Raw genomic sequence first — 17,637 nt, 5'->3', positions numbered from 1 at the left:
AGATGATTGTTGATTATATAAAAAGAGCGCGGCCATTACGGCCGCGCTCTTTTTTCTGTGAAAACGAAAGCGCCCTTTAGTAAAGGGCGCTTAGTGTTATGAAAATATACTCGTCAAGGAATCCAAGAGGTTAGAGAGCCAGTTGATTAATTTATCAAAGAACCCTTTAGCTTCTTCAGCGGACTGGAGCGCATCGCCCCATTTCTCTTTAAATTGATCCAACTGGGAGGAGAGCTGATCCCAGTCAATATCAAGTTGGGAGAACTTATCCATTAAGTTTGTAAGGTCATTAATATTTTGTTCTGTCAGATTGATATTCAAGTCACCTGCGACATTAATGATAATCTGCTTAATTTCTTCGGGAGATTGGGGTTGTTGTTCAGCAATCTCCTCTTTGACGCGCATGATGAGTTCAGCTGCTTTTTCAGTATCTCCGATTTGTTCCCCAATTTCTGAGGTGCGAACCATCTCTTCATTCGCCACTTGTTTCTGTTCTTCACTAATCTTTTTATCTGTTGCGGATTCAAATGCTTTAATGACACCGGTAAGTCCTGCGGTTCCCGATACGGGGAACGGGGCTGTAACATAAACATCAGCATCTTTTACACCAGCAGTAATCAGAGCGTTCGAATACATCATTTCAGTGATGGTGCTGATGTTTTTTGTTTCTACCGTAATTCCTGTACCTGTTTCAGCTAATGTAATTTTGGCGGAGGAGAGCGCTCTTGTTCCGATTGTAGCCTTGCTCATGTAGTCACCTAAATATTGATGTTCTTCAGCATTGGTAACCTCAATCACTTGGACATCTTTTTCATTCACACCCATCTCTTGGAGCATGGCACTTCTTTGCTCTTGCGTTAAGTTTTGTCCCAAGGTTACAACGGTTTCACCTACAACTGCATCAGCATGTACAATTGTGGGAACAAAAGTGAAGACCATAGCTAGGGTGAGTAAAGCTGAAATCCATTTCTTCTTCATAAGATGTTAGCCTCCCTTAGAGTAGGCGGATGGAAGTGAAGATCGCTTATTTCATATTATTGGTACCGTTTTTGTAATAGTGGTCTCAATTTGGATGAATTATAGTGACTTCCACCGCGATTTTGCACGCCTTCAAACATGGTTGTAATGAGGAGATCCGGCTCCTTATCCTTCTTACCTGCAATTACGGTTAACCACCCATATTCTATCGAATTTTTGTCGTCGCGACTAGCTTTTAATTCAGCGGTGCCTGTTTTAGCAGCGATGGTGGCTCCTGATATATTTAAATCGTGTGCAGTTCCAGAAGGTTTGGTAACGACTTCTTTTAAAGCGGAGTAGACTGAAGCTGCATTCTCTTTTGAGATTAGTTGTTCCTGCCAAGCTTGCGGCTCAATTTGTTCATTCTCTCCTTCTATTAATACTTGTGGTTTGAGCAGATTTCCTTCGTTTACGAAGGGTGTATAAGTAAGCGCAAGATGATAGGGGCTTATGAGCAATTGTCCTTGTCCATAAGAGGTGTCAGCTAATAAGATTTCATTATCTAGTTGTCCACTATTGGAGAACTGTGATTGATCAACAAAAAGATCAGAAGGGATTTTTTGTCCAAAGCCAAACAGTCGTAGATATTTCTCCATTTCTTCTGCTCCTACTTTGACGCCTGTGCGTGCAAAGTAGATATTATCAGACCAAGCCATACCTTCGTTTAAGTCGACACCACCGCCAGGATTGGATACACGCCGAATGAAATATCCGCCCCAAGATGAGTCTTTTTGCCACTTACCTGCATTTGTATTAAACGTGGTATCTGGCTTTATCGCTTCCGTCTCTAAACCGATGGCGGCGGTTAAGGGTTTCATAGTAGAGCCAGGTACGGCTGCCGCGGCAAAGCGACGACGTTGGTTCCAATTACGTATTTCTACGTTCGGATCAAACGAAGGGTAACTGACGGCAGCAAGTAAAGCACCCGTCTTAGGATGGAAGGCGACAGCAGAAGCTGCGTCTCCTTTAATCATGTTGTAAAGCTCTTTTTGTAACTTTAAATCGAGTGTGACGACAACATCTTCTCCATCTTTAGGTGTGGTGGCAGCCAGCTCCTTCTTACTTCTTCCTTCATGATCTAATATTAAAAGTCGTGTGGAAGCCACACCACGCAGACGGGCGTCAGTAGATTCTTCCAAGCCAGAATGTCCGACCCAGTCGCCTTCACGGTATCCTTTTTCTTTCCAAGTTTTTAGCTGTTCATCGGTAATTGTGTCCATATAGCCTGTAAAGTGAGCAGTAACTTCGGCATAAGGGTAATGACGCTTGCTACTCTCTCGTGCGCTTACCCCTGAAATAGCGATGGCATTTTCGATCGTTTTACTATCTTCAGCATCCACCTGTGCGATTGGAATGAAATGATAAGGTTTTACCCACTTAGCTTCCAGCTTCTCTTTAATGTCCTCTTTTTTAAGAGAGAATTGGGTGGCAAGCTGTTTAAGCAGGTCATCTTCTTTTTCAATTTGTTGGGGAATTACTCCGATTTGGGTAATTTTTTTATTATCAGCCAAGATCTCGCCAGCACTCGTTCGTATTTGTCCACGTTCTCCCCATACACCGCGGACTTCTTCAACGGAATCATCAGCGGTTAGATCAGGGAAGAGGAGGGAGTGTTTCCATTGGATGCGCCATCCTTCTTCGCTTTCCGTAAAAGTGACCTTACCTGAGAAGGATAGCTCTTTATATGTGGTGGATGATATGTTCCACTCGTAAGGGATGCCCTCAGTCGGCTCGTACTGTTTATCATCTTCCTCTGTTTTTAATGTAAGTGCAACGGAGGTTAGTTTCACTTTATCCACTATCATTTTGTGTTTTTGAATAAAGTCTTTCTTTTTTATATGTTGTTTTGATTCGGGGCTAATGAGACCATACATTTCTTCGTAGTTTTGCTTATTCCAGTGTGTGAAGTAAGTGGTAAGTACTTCTTCCGCTGTAGGTTTTGATTCACAAGCGGGTAAAAATAAAAACGTACACACAAGTATAAGTGGGATCACCCAGCGGAGATAAACTTTCATTTCTCCCATCCTTCTCTAAATAGATTATGTCGGAACAACCTTTATCTTACACTAGTAAACGTTCTTTTGTCGATGAGAAGGTTCATTCTACGAGTACTTAAAATGTAATGATGTAGTTTTAGTAGATTAATATTGTTGGTCAGTATCGCACCTGTTAAAAATATTGGAGACGTAATGAGATTTTTGAAAGAAGATTAAGATATTTATAGCAATCCCTTGTGCCGGACGAGGAATTTGTAGTCGTTCATCCGGCAACAATGGCACATGGTGTAATACTGGAGAGCTATGTGGAGCTAGGAGTAGAGAAAAGGCATGGGTTGGGCTTGGGCTGATTTAATGAATCGTTCCTCTGTTTCCACTTGTCCACATACTCCACATTGGACAAGATAAGAAGCCCCTTGATAAAAGATATGAAGTGGATCTGGAGCTATGATCGTTTCTGTGATATCCCCGGTTTGAGGATCTTTTTTAACCGACTGGGCTACTTGTTCGATAAGATTAAAGCGAGTACGGTTGGTTCCACAAGTGGGGCATAGGTAGGGTGTTGCCATCAACTACTCAACTCCTTGTTTATGTTGTTAGATGATAGTGTATCCTTTCTTAAGTAGATCATGTGTCGAGAGTGGTTTGATGAAGGAGCAGGAGTGAGAACAGATAAGGCGAAAGGTGTAAGGGATAACCGAAAAACTTTTATAGGGTGCAAAGGAGAGGATGAGATGGATGAACAGGCACAATTGTTTATAGATGAAGTGATTCCTAAAGTGGCTACTTTGGAGCGAGAACTTGCGGAAGCGAATTGGGAAGCAATTACCAGCGGTAAAAAGAAATATGGGGAGAAAGTTGCACGTAAGCGTGAAGCATTGATTCAGTTATTTGCTGATCCTAAGCGTTATGAGCAGTTTTGTGCCATTGAGTGGGAGAAGATAGAAGATCACTTACTTAAGCGGCAGTTTCAATTATTAGAGCTGAGGTTTTTGCGTTATCAAATGAATGAAGAAGATCGGACCGAATGGGTAGCGTTGGAGATGGAAATCAAAGAGATATTTGCTCACTTCCGTGCACAGGTGGGAGGAAAATCATATACAGATAATGATCTTAAAGAAGCGCTAAAGCTGGAAAAGACGAATAAGAAACGTAAAGAGCTGTGGCGTGCGAGCAAGCAGATCGGAGTAGAAGTAGAAAAGAAACTATTAAAGTTGGTGAAGGTGCGTAATCGGATTGCGCAGGCAAAAGGATATCGGGATTATTATCAGCTATCACTGGCAGTTGGAGAGATGGAAGAAGATCAGTTATTTGCAGTACTGCAAGAGGTGAAGGATTTTACTGATGAGCCTTATCTGAAGATGAAGAAAGAGATGGATAAGCGAATTGCGAAGGAGTATCCTCATCTGCGTCCTGAAGGGGTGCGTTCATGGCATTATGACGATTTCTTCTTTCAGGAGGTGCCCACGAGCGCAGCAGTAGATGTCAATTCGCTGTTTGCAGAAGAGAATCTGGTTGCATTAGCGGAAAAGACGTTTTTAGAAATGGGCTGGGATGTTACACAGATCTTATCTAAAAGTGATTTGTATGAGCGAGAAGGCAAGAGCCAACATGCCTATTCTTTTGATATTGATCGTGAACGAGATGTACGCATTTTGTGTAATCTACGCTCAAATCAGTACTGGATGCACACCTTATTGCACGAATTGGGGCATGCAGTATATGATACCTATCGAGATGACGGCTTGCCCTATTTATTAAGGACTCACGCTCATATATGTATGACGGAAGCGATGGCGATGACAATGGGCCGACTCGCTTCAGATCCTGCTTGGTTATTACATGTATTGAAGGTTTCCAATGAGGAGATGGATGAGTACAAGGAAATGTTAAAAAAACAACAAGCACATGCCATGCTTATTCTTGCACGTTGGTGCTTAGTAATGACACACTTTGAGCGTGACCTTTATGCTGATCCAGAACAAGATTTAAACTCCTTATGGTGGGAATATGTAGAGAGGTTTCAGTATGTACCGAAGCCTGAAGGGCGTGATGCTCCCGATTGGGCAGCTAAAATTCATTTTAGTATCGCCCCCGCATATTACCATAATTACTTGTTAGGAGAGTTAATTGTATCGCAATGGTGGTCTTATTTGGAGCATCATACCGAGGGACATCCACTTATCTTAAATCAAAGAGCGGGAGAGTTCTTTAATAAGGAGATCTTTTCAATGGGTGCAGCATTACCCTGGCAGGACTTGTTACAAAGGGCGACCGGTGAAAAGTTAAATCCAATATATTTTTACCAACAATTCTGCGTGTCAAAAGAAGAGGAGTCAGCTGACTCCACAAATAAATCATCTGCTAATGTTTAGCAGGTGATTAGGATGGCTCCTCCTCTATTTTCGGCACGATCAAAGCATAATGAGCCTCTATTTGTGTGCGAATTTGCTGAAAATGTTCTCGAATACGACCATTACTCCATCCCTTTTCTTCATAATGAAGAAGATGATCTAATAGTGAGGGATACCAAGAAATTCCCAAAGCGTGCTGAGTAAAGGCATGAGCGGCAATTTCTCTCGTTCGTTCAACATAGGCGCGCTGCTTGAAGGGTCCCCACTTGTGTACGATTATTTTGGGTAAAGAGCGATCGGTACGTCCTAATCGAGTTACTTCGAGGTGATGGAACCATTCATGATATAAGTGAAGAGCGATCAGGTCATCGGGAGAAACATTAAAATGTGCTCGCGCAAAAAATTGTCGCAACTGTTCTAATGAAGAGCGGTATATGACAATCTGCTTCTCCTTCGGTTTATACTGTGCTCGAACCCAATGTGACTGAGAGGAAGTTCCATCATCGAAACGAACTGCTGCCCCTGATCGGAGCACGACATTTAGCAGTTCATCTAACCCTGATGAAGTGGGAAGAGCGATTTTCTGAGCGGCTTGTTTTCCGTAGTGAAGTGATCGATCGATATATGTTGTAATATCAGCTGAGGAAAAAAGAGAGAAGTAAGAATCTTGTTCTAATTCCATATAGGCTAGGCTCACCTCATCTAAGGTAGGCCATGTACGAGCAAAAGAGAGTGCAGTTAATCTGAGTGGGGGAGAAGAGCCTTTGTGGATACGAGTCACTGTGGCGTCCTCCTTCCCTGAGCAATTGATATACCCCATCCTATGTCTATGTCAGCTTGACCCATTCGTATCCAATAAAAAGAGCCTTCTACTATTCTTAGTAGAAGGCAGGTGTTAAATATAATTTAACGAGTAATAAACATTTGAGTCCACATCGTTCCCCAGCTGCCACCTTCTACATACCCTACTCCAATCGTTGTTAAGTTAGGATCCAGAATATTTTTACGGTGGCCGTCACTATTCATCCAGCTTTTCATAACACTTTGTGCACTTTGTTGACCAGCGGCAATATTTTCTGCTGCTTTGCTATAGGAAACCCCAAATTGGGTCATCATATCGAATGGAGAGCCATAGGTGGGGGAATCATGGGAAAAATATTCTTTGTCCCGCATGTCAGCAGATTTTGTACGTGCAACTTTACTTAACTTGGAGTCACCTTGTAACGGTTGAAGCCCACGTTGGGTACGTTCTTTATTAACAAGTTGGATCACTTCCTGTTCTATAGGAAGGATGCCCTCCTGTTTTTTCTTGGAGGAATCATCGTTATTTTCATTTGCGGGAGGTGTAGTAGTCTCTGCTTGGGCAGATTCTTTTTCTTTTTTCGCTTTTACTAAGCGTTCGTGCTCATCTTGGACGAAGGCGAGCTGTACGCCAAACAAATAACTGGAGGCGTGCTCGTCTAGTGTCATAGGCTGAATTTCTTCACTTGCTAAACTATCGGATAAGGGGAAGAAAAGAGATGCAAACAGGGTAATCACAACCCCTATGCGGATTAATTTCATTAAGATTCCTCCATTGAATAGGATGAACATTCTTCTACAATTATATCAAATGAGGTAACAATTCGCTATATTCCTGAAGTGATGATACAGCTTTCTATAAGATGAAGTGCAGGGAGGTAGAGAAGTGTATTTTCATGGAATTCCTTTTATCCATCTCAAACGACAATATCCCGTCTTCCAATCTACTGATGAGTGTTGGCAACGGACTCGTCTGCAACGAAAGGACGCACGACATCTGATGAAGAAAGTAGGCTTTGAACCTGTACACTTACTGAAATCCTCACCATCATATCCGATAAGAACGTGCCTAGACGAATGCCTTCATTATGGTGATGTGGTCTTTGCTTTTCCTACTTTGCCGTTTCCAAGAATTCAATTAAGTCCGCATGAGTGGGGAGTAAGGAGCCTTCCAATGGACACGGCCCGCTGGGTTTTTTGCAATCAATCGTTACATGTGGCTTGGCTAAACGATCATTTTCCCCTGATACCCATCGTAACCCCTCCCTACAAAAGTAATAGGAAAAGGGGAGTAATATATAGGAATAAAAATGATGGAGAGACTTACAACAATTATTAATGAAGTGAGTTTTGTTATATGAAGGCTTTTTGCGACCAATATCATAGACTGGTATGGAGAAAGGGATTGTGGTAAATTGGACATGGTGCTTTCCTAAGGGACTAAGGACGATGGAAAGCGTGATACATACCTAAAGGAGCTGAATGAAGATGTCTAAAAAAGGACAGATCGTAATGGAAAACGGAGAAACCATTCATTTTGAGCTTTATCCCAACGAAGCCCCTAACACAGTTGCTAACTTTGAGAAACTAGCAAATGAAGGCTTCTATAACGGTGTTACTTTCCACCGTGTGATTCCTGGTTTTGTTAGCCAAGGTGGGGATCCCACTGGAACGGGAGCCGGAGGAAGCGGGACGACGATCAAGTGTGAAACAGCGGGCAACCCACATAAACATGAAGCAGGAACTTTCTCTATGGCTCATGCGGGTAAAGATACGGGCTCTAGCCAATTCTTTATCGTACATGAACCTCAACCTCATCTCGATGGTGTACACACTGTTTTTGGCAAAGTAACATCTGGTTTAGAAGCAGTTCGTGCAATGAAGAATGGTGATGTGATGAAAGAGGTACGTGTAGATAGCGAGTAGAGATGGGAAACAACCCCTACTCACTCCTATTAATCTGAAGGAATGAATTGAAAAACCTTATTTCGACCGTTAAATCGAAATAAGGTTTTTGTTTGGAAATAGACCTTGCTGATTTAGGGCTGTTATTGTACAAGTCACACCTTCTTTTACTTCATCATAAGATAACCCGAGTCACGAGTCACTCATGCACCTGAACATCATCGATCGCCTATTTTCCCCTCTAAAGCTCACCGATAAAAAAGCCCGTTCATACAATAATCTGACTGAGTCCCTGACCCTTGTGCACTAAGAGCTCGAGCAAGGAGGGGTAGACATTTGACTCACAAACAGAATGGGAAGCCCTTGTTGACGAATAGGGAGAGGGAAGTATTTGAATTACTAGTACAGGATAAGACCACCAAAGAAATTGCTCAGGATTTATTCATCAGCGAAAAAACCGTTCGCAATCATATTTCAAATGTGATGCGTACCTTTTGCAAATAGGTGGAGTTAATTCAGGGGGAGCGGATTTGTATTACTTCATTTCCGCTCCCCCAACTCGTTTATCACATACTCAAATTAAATTTGGAATTATGATATAATTCAAGTCAGAACAATCGGATATGGGTCTGAGGCGGCGACTGGCCCCCGAAAGGGGGTGACGCTATGACAGTCGGAGAAACAATTATGCTTTTCATGCTAATTGTTACCGTCGGCTACTACGCGTACAATGTCGGGCCAGGCACGGTGTTATAATTGCCTGGCCTGTTAGGTATATTTTAGTTCATCGCAGTTTAACGTGGCTCTTAATGCCACTTAACTCCTGTTGAATATCTTAATAAGAAGACAATCTGTTAGCCAAAAAAACAAAGCCCCTGTAATGTTATAAAGAACTAAAAATATAATTGGGGAATACTCAGTGGGATCTATAAGCATGAATACTAAACTGGGGATAAGAATCACTAAAAAGGGGATGAACCAAAAGAAAATCCATACTCTTTTTTTTGCAATAAGTCTTTTTTTTGTTATTACTGTTACCGCAATCCCATAGATCATGATACTCCCGATTAAAATTAAAAAAAGATCAAGCTGCTCTAGGGCAATGGCTTCTACTAAAATGAATGCTAGATAGAAAATAAACATTGACCCGAAGATATGTAACAAGAAAGATTTCCACTGATCACCTTGAGATATTCGTTCAGTTAAATAAGAAGCTCCTACTCCGTAAATTAAAAAGATCGGAGTGAAAACACAAACATAAAAGAGAAAATCTTCATATGAATTAAAAAAATAGAAATCGTTAATCAACGAAATGCACAAAGTGAAAAAAATGAAAGATAAAGATCCTGCAATGAATTTTCTTTTAATAACACTCATTTTTTATCCCCCTATTTATTATCATACTGATGACATTGATAAGGCTTTAATATATTCTATAATAAGTAAAATATTGAATTAAAAAGTTAAATTGAAAATAAATAACTAGATAATGTTTACGGTTTATCCAATAATTATATACTATATCAGTATATTTGAAAATCATTTTCAACACAGGAAAATTAGTGTGTTAGTATCGGTTTTCAGTGATTCATGATTTTTATTAAGAAAAAGAAAGGTAGATGTTCTAGCATGAAAAAACGTTCTCTAAAACTTTTTTTTATGTCTCTTGTACTGGTCTTTGTCCTTCCAGCTAACTTAAGTTATAGCTTCGCGGAAGGAGAAACTTCAAGCAAAGATGAAGTAGCAAAGATGAAATGGACATAGGAATAGAATCAGATACTAGTTCCATTAGTGTGACCTGGAGCGATATTGGAGAAATTTATGTACATAAATTAATTGAAAAAAATCATGATAAAAACATTATATATACTGGTGTTGCGAACAAGTATGAAATAGGAGATTTGGAGGCAGGGCAATCTTATAAATATCAATTAATTGTGTATGATATTGAAGGAAATGTCATAGAATATCAAATATCAATACTTCAACAAAAAAGTCGAAGGAGCAGATTTCCGAAAGAAAGGAAAGTGATAACAACGAGAAGGGAGAAAGGGAAGGTATTGCATCAGAGGAAATACAGTATTCAATGCAAGAGAGTCGAATCAACTCTATTATCACAGAGGATAAAATAATCCTTGAATGGTTTGATCTACCTGATGATGATAATAATTACGATATATATAAAAATGAGGAATTAATCGGGGAGGTTGAAGGGAATATTTATGTGATAATGATATAGAAAATAATAAGAGTGATAAACAAACAAAGTACAGCATCCACGCAAAAAAGAGGCTATCTTCTGAAATTGTTAGCATTAAAAAGAATGAACTTGAAGAAAGTGGAATTGAAGTATCTGCTGAAATGGAGCAGGAGCTTTCATATGAAAAGAAAGAATTAGAAACAATTATTCTCAATTCATCTGAGGAAGGTACACAAACAAACAGTAGTGAAAAAATGTCATAGAAAAATCTCCTGAACTAACCCCCCCAGATATAAGTGGAGAGGGATGGCTAATAAGATATACTACATTTATTCCGTTAGAGACCGCTCCTAATCCTTGGTGTGATTGGTTGGGTGTTTGCGAATTTGATAGTTTTCATGGCGATAACAGGGAGTTTGACATGTGGTCGGATGATTTTCGAACAAGATCAGACGTCTATGTAACATGGGATTATAGAAGTGGTGAGCCTAATGGTCTGCATCATGACCCCCAGACAGGGGTAACGATCGGTTATCTAGATGGTGAGGAAGTTGCTACAGATAAAGCGCCAACATCCGATATGAAAATTGAAAATGAGGAGTTTCACACAGATTGGATCTCATATAGTATGGACTTAGCGTCCAATATCCCAATATTGAAGGCATTTGATAAACCGATTGCACCAGCCATAGACGCGGAGTATGACGCTAAAGTTTATAAGAATGGAGATTTTGAATTTTCAGGTACTCACGACCAAGCCCCTTCCCATGAAATGTATATGATGCAATATAGTTCGGATTGGGGATTTCCTATCCATCAGCATGAACACCAAGATTTCAAATATTTATTCCCACCATTTCCTAATTGCGAATGGAAGATCAGTGTAATTAATAATGAATTGGTAGAGAATACTCAATCTATTAGTGATGATGGAGAATGGGAAAGGATTGGTGAAGATCTGAAGTTTACACACATAAGTGATCAAGTTAGTTATTCAGGTGGCGATTTTAAGGCGCAAATTTGGGGATTATCAGCAAATGATACCAATAAAACGTTCAAGCTATACGAATATGATCCAGATAACGATGATGATTATGTAGGAGAATGTACTGTAACGACTAATGCGTATGATTGCATATGGGAAGGAATAGATGATGCGACAGATGGACCAAATGAAAAGGCAGAACTTTATTTGAAAACAGAAGCTGGTACAAATGTTTTTGCGGCGGTCTTTTATGAGGATGGATGGAGTAAAGTTGGCTCTAGCTCAGAGTTCACTGATGAAAGTGACCGAATTAGTGTAGCTGAGGGACAGCTTAAAGCCAGTATCTCTGGTAATCTTTCTGGTAAGAAAACGACATTCTACTTGTACGAATATGATCCAGATAATAGTGACGATTATGTTGGTCGATGTACAGTTTCAAATGACCCCTACGAGTGTGTATGGGAAATAAATGATAGCAATACAGATGGACCTAATGAACTTGCAGAATTGTATCTTCTAACATACTCTACAGATGGACCCTTCTCAGTCTCATTCCAACAAAAAGGAGACTCGTGGGAGAAGATTGGCGAAGACTTGGAATTCACCACTACAAGTGATCGTGTGAGTTCCAATGGAGGAAACGTTAAAGTGAACTTTTCGGGTTATGATGCATCCAGCACGATAACCTTCCAGTTATATGAGTATGATCCAGATAACGGGGATGACCATATTGGCGAATGTACTGTAACTGGCACTAAAAATAGCTGTAATTGGAAAGGTATTGACGTCGATGGATCCAATAACAAAGCAGAACTTTACATTCTGACGAACTCTACAGATTGTCCGTTCTCAGCGGTGTTTTTCGACTAAGACTTCAATAAAAAGTGACATCAGATGACATTATATGATAATCGTAGAATAGTTTATGTTACTAACTATTCTACGATTATTCCTTTTTACCCCATACTCTTCCCGCGAGAAGATACAAGCTTGTTCTACAACAATCTTCCGCAAACCGCCCCTAAAGAATGTAATGCATACCTTTTGAAAAGGGGTGGGATTACTTAAGAGTGAATGGACTTATTTCCTTCAATTCCGCTCACCCAGCTTTTTTATCATACACTCTATTAAATTTGGAATTATGATATAATTCAAGTCAGGACAATCGGATAAGGGCCAGAGGCGGCGACTAGCCCCCGAAAGGGGGTGACGCTATGACAGTCGGAGAAACAATTATGCTCTTCATGCTAATTGTTACCGTCGGCTACTACGCGTACAACGTCGGAAAGAAAAAGTAATCCGCCTGGTCCCCAAAACCTAGTGGCGGATTACTTTTGAGATCTTAAACTGGGATTAGTCAGTCGTTTTGACGGTTGACCATCCGATTGTTCCGTATCTACGGCGGGTGTTAATGCACCTGCTACTTCTTATTATATGACTCTTGCCTCAATTGTATACAAATGATGGAGAGGGTGCAAGTACCCGATCTGTCCTCGATCTTCAGTAGTGTCGTAATTCGGGGGATCGACGACATTGAGGTGGATTTTTGAAGATTTTAAGTATGTTCTTTCTATAGAGAAAGCAAAAAAAAGCCCAATTGGATATCGACAAGAGATCCTAGAGTAAAAAAAGCCGCCCGTGGGTGACTTTTTTACTCACTCTTTTTGTACAGTACCCTAGATAATAGATATGCAGCCACGATAGTAAAAATAAAAGTAGCAGCTAAAATTATTTGGAAAATAGTTGTTCCCATTTTCATCACCTCTTGTTTTCACCAATTATCAGTAACCCAGGCTTGATTACCTCCAATTATATATTTTTTTTGTTTATTGAATGATAGATTGTAAAATAGATGTTTTTGCACAACCCCCCTTCGAAAAGGAATCGAGTGTGTCATACTCAGTGTTATTTTCCTTTTTGTCCATATAGCAGGATGGATATATATATTTATATTACATTTAAGAAGCAAACGTGAAATGCTAGTGCAAAATACGATATTTCATTAGTTTATACCTACTATTGCATTTTATAACGGTTTGATACTCTATTTAATAACCATGAATTGTATTATATAGACTAAGATGATGATCGATATCTGAAATATGGATAAAAAACAGGCTGGGTTGTGAATCAGTCAGTAACGAATTAAATTTCGCTGGGAGGAGTTCTAAGATGTATGACTGGCTTTTTCACAATAATTTTGGGAACATGTTTCTCATAGATTTGTCTACTCTAACTCTTATCAACCTTGGCTGTATTACTGTAATTTATATATGGAAGAAACAATTTATCTACATTCCTAATATCGTTCTACTATTAATTATGTTCCATATGATATTATGGATGGCTATGGAAGAAAAATGCTTTGAACTAGCAGTGATAGGCTGTTTTATGATTGTATTATCTTTTATTCTAGCTCAAGTAATCGGATGGATATACGTAGGTATTGGATTGTCAACAGCAAACTAGACAGATTTTTTAAGGTGTCTCTGTTTGTACTCTACCGGTGTTAAATAATCGAGAGTACTGTGGATTCGAATGTGATTAAACCAGTGAACATAATCGAATAATTCTAACTCTAGTTGTTGCAGGCTTTCAAAATGCGCAGATTTAACAAACTCTGTCTTAATCACCTTGAACATGGCCTCGGCTACGGCATTGTCATAAGGGGACCCTTTTAGACTCAAGGATCGCTGAATCTCAAAGGTTTCAAGAGCTTCGTCAATCAGCCTATTCTTAAATTCATTTCCCCGGTCAGTATGAAAGAGTTCGATTTTCGATAGGTCTTGTTGAATGGAAGAAAGGGCACGGTATACCAGCAGGGCGTCCTTTTTCGCTCCGGTACTATATCCAATGATCTCACGGTTAAAGAGGTCGACAAAAACACAGATGTAATGCCACTTTTGCTGAACACGTACGTAAGTTAAGTCGCTTACAACCACTTTCAGCTCTTGATCTTGATGAAACTCACGATTGAGTCGATTGGCTAGATTGGACTCATTACACGTGCTTTTACTCGGTCGAAACTGAGCAACGGTGTACTTGGATACCAGACCTTGCTCTTTCATGATTCGTCCAATTCGCCTTCTAGATACCGTCCAGCCTGCTTTCCTTAATTCCACTTTAATTTTCCGTGTACCGTAGGTTTGACGGCTTTTATGAAAGATCTCTTCGATAATCACCGCAAGCTCTTCCTCTTGTGATGGCTCACTTTTCTTCTCATAGTAGTACGAACTTCTTGGGATCTGTAGGACGTCACACATTGCTGATACCGAGTATTTGTGCCGATTATTTCGGATCACATTTACTTTCGTCCCATGATCAGCGCGGCTTGCTTTAAAATATCATTCTCCATCAGGAGACGTTGGTTTTCTTTTCTTAGTCGGACTAACTCCGTTTCCTCAGGACTTCGGTTATCCTTTTCTTTAAACGAACCGCTACTCTGGCTTTGTCTTACCCACTTGTCGAAGGCGGATGCTGTCATCTCATATTCTTCAATGATTTCTCTTCTCGGCTTTCCATTCTCGTGCAGTCGCACCATCTGCTGTTTAAATTCGTGAGTAAACGTACGTCGCTTTCTTTTCGTCATGATCGGTTCGCCCCTCTTCAGTAATTGAACTCAGTCTACCTGACCTTAATTTTTCTGTCCAATCTACTGTAGCCGATCCATATTTTATATAAAAGGATGCGGGGTTAATTTGCCCCACATCCTTTCAACTATTATAGAGTATAATATCCGGGAAACAGTGGATGAATTCTTAGAACTCACCTGTAGACCATTTCTTCATTAACGTTTTTTCGAACCTTCAAAGCTTATCTTTTCACCTTCTGCAGAATAGTAATCACTTTGAATGTACAACTCCGCTTTACCATTGCCACCATCTGCGAAGGCATCTACATTAGTCCAATAACAATGGGTTGATGTGGTTCCTACCTTACAAGACCCTACATATTCATCCTCATTACTAGGATCATACTCATACATTTTTATTGTATATTCCTTGTTGGTCGGGCTTGCAATTGTAGCTACATGCGGGCTAGATGTACTTATTTGATCATTTGAAGACTCCGCCTCACCTATGGTATCCCAATTAATATTTTCTTTGAATTGGACATCAAATGTAACATCTGAATCCCCTTTTAAATATATTTCAGCCTTCTGGGGTTTTCCTGAGGGTCCATCTGTAAACTCATGAATATTGGACATATAGCAACTTCGACTTTTCAAATTCACAATACATTCCCCTACATAATCATCAGGGTCAGAAGGATCGTATTCATATACATCGAATGACAATTCTCTTTCGGGAGAAATTGACATGATATAGTGAAGTTGTAACACCACGTAGAATAAAAACGATATACTAGAGAAAGAAAGTGGTGTTGCAAAATGGGAAGAAAGCATGATGATTCGTCGTTCAAAGAAAAGCTTATTCGTTTACATTTGGAAGAGGGACGATCGATGAGCAGTTTGATAAAAGAATATCGCTTGGGACAAGGAAGCTTAAATCATTGGGTGAAGCAGTACCGCGAAGAATGCCGAAAATCGAATGCAAATAACGGATCTATCATAGGAGACAAAGATGTCTACGATCAACTTGCTCGCCTCCGAAAGGAAAAAAGAGGAGTTAGAAAAGGAGAACCGTTTTTTAAAAAAGGCAGCAGCATTCTTTGCGAAGGAAACCAAAAAGTAATGTACTCATTCATAGAAGAGCATGCCTTCGAGTTCGGTGTTCGATGGCTTCTCAAGCGGTTTCAATTATCCCCTCATGCGTACTACAACAACCGAAAAAAACGAAAAGCGAGCTACTATAAGCGAAAAGAAGCTGTGCTTGGCGTAATCAAAGACATTTATCATCGTTATCAAGGCAAGATGGGTTACCGGATGATTCAACAGCAATTGACGTATGAAGGGTATCGGTATAGCCGTTTAACGGTGTATAAATACATGAAAGAGCTGGGTCTCCGTTCGATTGTATATAAAAGGAAACCACCGCACCTGAAAGGAAAGCCTCATAAGACCTTTCCTAATATTCTTAACAGAGACTTTTCTGCTAAGGGATCAACCAGCGGTGGTGTACCGATTTCACCTACGTTCCTTTATCGAATGGGCGAATGCGTTACAATTGCTCCATCTTGGATTTAAGCGACCGAAGCATTGTAGCAACGAAAACGGCTTCTTATATGACAGCGGAGTTAGCGATCAAAACCCTTCAAGAGGCCCTAAACCAACACTCTCCAAGGGAAGGGTTGATTTTACATAGTGATCAAGGAGTCCAGTTCACTTCAAAAGCCTTTATTCAATTCTGTGAGCAAAACGGGATTCAACAAAGTATGAGCAAAGCTGGCTCTCCTTTTGATAATGCTCCGATGGAATCCTTTTTTGGTAAGTTAAAGAATGAACAGCTACATTCTCTAATTACCGATTATATTTTTCTATACTACCATCATGTAAGACCTCATAGTGCTCTAGATGGGAAAATTCCGATGGAAGCAAGGTATCTTTAATATATTCTACTATCCGTTACAACTTTGCTTGACCAGGTCAGTGTTTTCTTCGCTCAGAATGGTGGCAAAGACAGATTAAGTAGTCAGCAGAGACATTAAATAGATTGCAAATTGATTTTATTGTATTATTTCGGGTTCATAAATGTTTGGATGCCATCACTGAAATTGCTGCTACCCTTATTTCCTGTACCGTAGGTCAAAAAACAGCGGCTGTCTTTGAAAAGATGACCACAAGTCGTTATCAGGCAGAGAATCTTCGAATCGGGAAAGAGAAGTAAATGCGTCTTCACAATCATCGGCAAGCGCATTGAATACCCAGCGACCGCAAACCTTTCGTTTTGCAGGGAAACTAGATGGGATAGAAAAAGGAAGGTAAGACCGATCGGGCAAGGTACCAAGAATTACGGACGATCATCCACCCCGATGCGAAACTAGTGCTGGAAGGTCAACGTACTGGATCGAATATGATGACAAGTCTGAGCGAGAGAAGAGACTGAGAAAAAAATTAAGTAACTATGTGTACACCTTTGCTCCCTTCCCAGAAGATGCTGGGGTCCGTGCTCCTATTGTCTGGATAGCGCCGGATTCGAAAAGAACACAAAGGCTGAGCGAGATTTGGCGAATGGTCGAATGGGAACCAGAGGTGCAAGAAACTGTGAAGTATCAAGGATATATGCCAGAGATGCTCTTCTTCACGGCTGGTGAAGAGACTTCGTATTTGTTATCCCGAAATGGATGGCCTCAAGCGGAAAAAATGTTGGTGTAAGCGTCGGTTTAGATTTCGGTCTAATTGTCGGCGTTACTGTCGTAGTAAGTGGTGGTATAGCAGTCGTGTAGCAAAGTCGTAATACAATTTATTACAAATGAAGA

At 40.3% G+C, this 17,637-nt stretch carries 17 protein-coding genes; 9 read left to right on the top strand and 8 right to left on the bottom strand.

Annotated features, from left to right (window positions below; translation table 11 throughout):
- Positions 1 to 96 precede the first annotated feature (96 nt).
- The 3 genes from NXZ84_RS08020 to NXZ84_RS08010 form a co-directional block, all read right to left on the bottom strand.
- Complete coding sequence (locus tag NXZ84_RS08020) at positions 97 to 978, bottom strand: DUF1002 domain-containing protein (protein WP_258839744.1); 882 nt, start codon at positions 976 to 978, stop codon at positions 97 to 99.
- A gap of 56 nt (positions 979 to 1,034) precedes the next feature.
- The gene (locus NXZ84_RS08015; protein ID WP_258839743.1) at positions 1,035 to 3,032 is read right to left on the bottom strand and encodes a penicillin-binding transpeptidase domain-containing protein; all 1,998 of its coding nucleotides are present in this window, start codon (positions 3,030 to 3,032) and stop codon (positions 1,035 to 1,037) included.
- A gap of 293 nt (positions 3,033 to 3,325) precedes the next feature.
- Positions 3,326 to 3,583 carry a DNA alkylation repair protein gene (locus NXZ84_RS08010; protein WP_258839742.1) on the bottom strand — a complete coding sequence of 86 codons (258 nt, stop codon included), beginning with the start codon at positions 3,581 to 3,583 and terminating at the stop codon, positions 3,326 to 3,328.
- Between the two features lie 165 nt (positions 3,584 to 3,748).
- Between NXZ84_RS08010 and NXZ84_RS08005 the strand changes: the two genes are divergently transcribed.
- The gene (locus tag NXZ84_RS08005; protein WP_258839741.1) at positions 3,749 to 5,389 is read left to right on the top strand and encodes a M2 family metallopeptidase; all 1,641 of its coding nucleotides are present in this window, start codon (positions 3,749 to 3,751) and stop codon (positions 5,387 to 5,389) included.
- Positions 5,390 to 5,396: 7 nt separating this feature from the next.
- On the opposite strand, the gene NXZ84_RS08000 is transcribed toward NXZ84_RS08005, so the two are convergent.
- Both NXZ84_RS08000 and NXZ84_RS07995 read right to left on the bottom strand, forming a co-directional pair.
- Positions 5,397 to 6,149: a hypothetical protein gene (locus NXZ84_RS08000; protein ID WP_258839740.1), complete on the bottom strand. Its 753-nt coding sequence runs from the start codon at positions 6,147 to 6,149 to the stop codon at positions 5,397 to 5,399.
- A 125-nt stretch (positions 6,150 to 6,274) separates the two neighbouring features.
- On the bottom strand, positions 6,275 to 6,931 hold the full coding sequence (locus NXZ84_RS07995) for a CAP domain-containing protein (RefSeq protein WP_258839739.1): 657 nt from the start codon (positions 6,929 to 6,931) through the stop codon (positions 6,275 to 6,277).
- Between the two features lie 726 nt (positions 6,932 to 7,657).
- On the opposite strand from NXZ84_RS07995, the gene NXZ84_RS07990 reads away from it, so the two are divergent.
- Both NXZ84_RS07990 and NXZ84_RS07985 read left to right on the top strand, forming a co-directional pair.
- Positions 7,658 to 8,095, top strand: coding sequence for a peptidylprolyl isomerase (locus NXZ84_RS07990; protein ID WP_258839738.1), 438 nt, complete (start codon positions 7,658 to 7,660; stop codon positions 8,093 to 8,095).
- 315 nt (positions 8,096 to 8,410) lie between these two features.
- Positions 8,411 to 8,578, top strand: coding sequence for a helix-turn-helix domain-containing protein (locus NXZ84_RS07985; protein ID WP_258839737.1), 168 nt, complete (start codon positions 8,411 to 8,413; stop codon positions 8,576 to 8,578).
- A 312-nt stretch (positions 8,579 to 8,890) separates the two neighbouring features.
- Here the strand turns inward: NXZ84_RS07985 and NXZ84_RS07980 are convergent, their stop codons facing one another.
- Positions 8,891 to 9,451 (bottom strand): hypothetical protein, encoded by a 561-nt coding sequence (locus tag NXZ84_RS07980; RefSeq protein ID WP_258839736.1) that lies wholly within the window; start codon positions 9,449 to 9,451, stop codon positions 8,891 to 8,893.
- A gap of 377 nt (positions 9,452 to 9,828) precedes the next feature.
- On the opposite strand from NXZ84_RS07980, the gene NXZ84_RS07975 reads away from it, so the two are divergent.
- Together NXZ84_RS07975 and NXZ84_RS07970 are read left to right on the top strand one after the other, a co-directional pair.
- Positions 9,829 to 10,206 (top strand): hypothetical protein, encoded by a 378-nt coding sequence (locus NXZ84_RS07975; protein ID WP_258839735.1) that lies wholly within the window; start codon positions 9,829 to 9,831, stop codon positions 10,204 to 10,206.
- Positions 10,207 to 10,533: 327 nt separating this feature from the next.
- Entirely contained in the window at positions 10,534 to 12,129 is a 1,596-nt protein-coding gene (locus tag NXZ84_RS07970; protein ID WP_309495811.1) for a DUF3238 domain-containing protein, read from the top strand.
- 1,595 nt (positions 12,130 to 13,724) lie between these two features.
- Here the strand turns inward: NXZ84_RS07970 and NXZ84_RS07965 are convergent.
- Together NXZ84_RS07965 and NXZ84_RS07960 are read right to left on the bottom strand one after the other, a co-directional pair.
- A protein-coding gene (locus tag NXZ84_RS07965; RefSeq protein WP_258839734.1) for an IS3 family transposase occupies positions 13,725 to 14,848 on the bottom strand; the annotation gives its coding sequence in 2 pieces (ribosomal slippage) (positions 13,725 to 14,599 and positions 14,599 to 14,848; 1,125 coding nt in all).
- A gap of 198 nt (positions 14,849 to 15,046) precedes the next feature.
- Entirely contained in the window at positions 15,047 to 15,466 is a 420-nt protein-coding gene (locus tag NXZ84_RS07960) for a hypothetical protein (protein WP_258839733.1), read from the bottom strand.
- A gap of 255 nt (positions 15,467 to 15,721) precedes the next feature.
- Between NXZ84_RS07960 and NXZ84_RS07955 the strand changes: the two genes are divergently transcribed.
- The 4 genes from NXZ84_RS07955 to NXZ84_RS07940 all read left to right on the top strand — a co-directional run bounded on the left by NXZ84_RS07955 (position 15,722) and on the right by NXZ84_RS07940 (position 17,533).
- Entirely contained in the window at positions 15,722 to 16,405 is a 684-nt protein-coding gene (locus tag NXZ84_RS07955) for an IS3 family transposase (protein WP_258839732.1), read from the top strand.
- Entirely contained in the window at positions 16,375 to 16,767 is a 393-nt protein-coding gene (locus tag NXZ84_RS07950; protein WP_258839731.1) for a DDE-type integrase/transposase/recombinase, read from the top strand. The genes NXZ84_RS07955 and NXZ84_RS07950 overlap by 31 nt, the downstream gene beginning before the upstream one ends.
- A 104-nt stretch (positions 16,768 to 16,871) precedes the next feature.
- Positions 16,872 to 17,045, top strand: coding sequence for a hypothetical protein (locus tag NXZ84_RS07945; RefSeq protein ID WP_258839730.1), 174 nt, complete (start codon positions 16,872 to 16,874; stop codon positions 17,043 to 17,045).
- Positions 17,046 to 17,284: 239 nt separating this feature from the next.
- Positions 17,285 to 17,533 (top strand): hypothetical protein, encoded by a 249-nt coding sequence (locus NXZ84_RS07940; protein ID WP_258839729.1) that lies wholly within the window; start codon positions 17,285 to 17,287, stop codon positions 17,531 to 17,533.
- The last annotated feature ends 104 nt before the right edge of the window (positions 17,534 to 17,637 follow it).

Origin of the sequence: Mechercharimyces sp. CAU 1602, from assembly GCF_024753565.1 — a bacterium.
In the GTDB taxonomy this organism is placed as follows: domain Bacteria; phylum Bacillota; class Bacilli; order Thermoactinomycetales; family JANTPT01; genus Mechercharimyces.
This window is presented reverse-complemented; position numbering and strand designations above follow the sequence as displayed.

What these genes read in the sequence shown, in the direction of transcription:
- NXZ84_RS08020 (WP_258839744.1), bottom strand. Translation starts at nt 978, where the DNA reads ATGAAGAAGAAATGGATTTCAGCTTTACTCACCCTAGCTATGGTCTTC.
- NXZ84_RS08015 (WP_258839743.1), bottom strand. Translation starts at nt 3,032, where the DNA reads ATGAAAGTTTATCTCCGCTGGGTGATCCCACTTATACTTGTGTGTACG.
- NXZ84_RS08010 (WP_258839742.1), bottom strand. Translation starts at nt 3,583, where the DNA reads ATGGCAACACCCTACCTATGCCCCACTTGTGGAACCAACCGTACTCGC.
- NXZ84_RS08005 (WP_258839741.1), top strand. Translation starts at nt 3,749, where the DNA reads ATGGATGAACAGGCACAATTGTTTATAGATGAAGTGATTCCTAAAGTG.
- NXZ84_RS07995 (WP_258839739.1), bottom strand. Translation starts at nt 6,931, where the DNA reads ATGAAATTAATCCGCATAGGGGTTGTGATTACCCTGTTTGCATCTCTT.
- NXZ84_RS07990 (WP_258839738.1), top strand. Translation starts at nt 7,658, where the DNA reads ATGTCTAAAAAAGGACAGATCGTAATGGAAAACGGAGAAACCATTCAT.
- NXZ84_RS07980 (WP_258839736.1), bottom strand. Translation starts at nt 9,451, where the DNA reads ATGAGTGTTATTAAAAGAAAATTCATTGCAGGATCTTTATCTTTCATT.
- NXZ84_RS07975 (WP_258839735.1), top strand. Translation starts at nt 9,829, where the DNA reads ATGGACATAGGAATAGAATCAGATACTAGTTCCATTAGTGTGACCTGG.
- NXZ84_RS07960 (WP_258839733.1), bottom strand. Translation starts at nt 15,466, where the DNA reads ATGTCCAATATTCATGAGTTTACAGATGGACCCTCAGGAAAACCCCAG.
- NXZ84_RS07955 (WP_258839732.1), top strand. Translation starts at nt 15,722, where the DNA reads ATGAGCAGTTTGATAAAAGAATATCGCTTGGGACAAGGAAGCTTAAAT.
- NXZ84_RS07950 (WP_258839731.1), top strand. Translation starts at nt 16,375, where the DNA reads ATGCGTTACAATTGCTCCATCTTGGATTTAAGCGACCGAAGCATTGTA.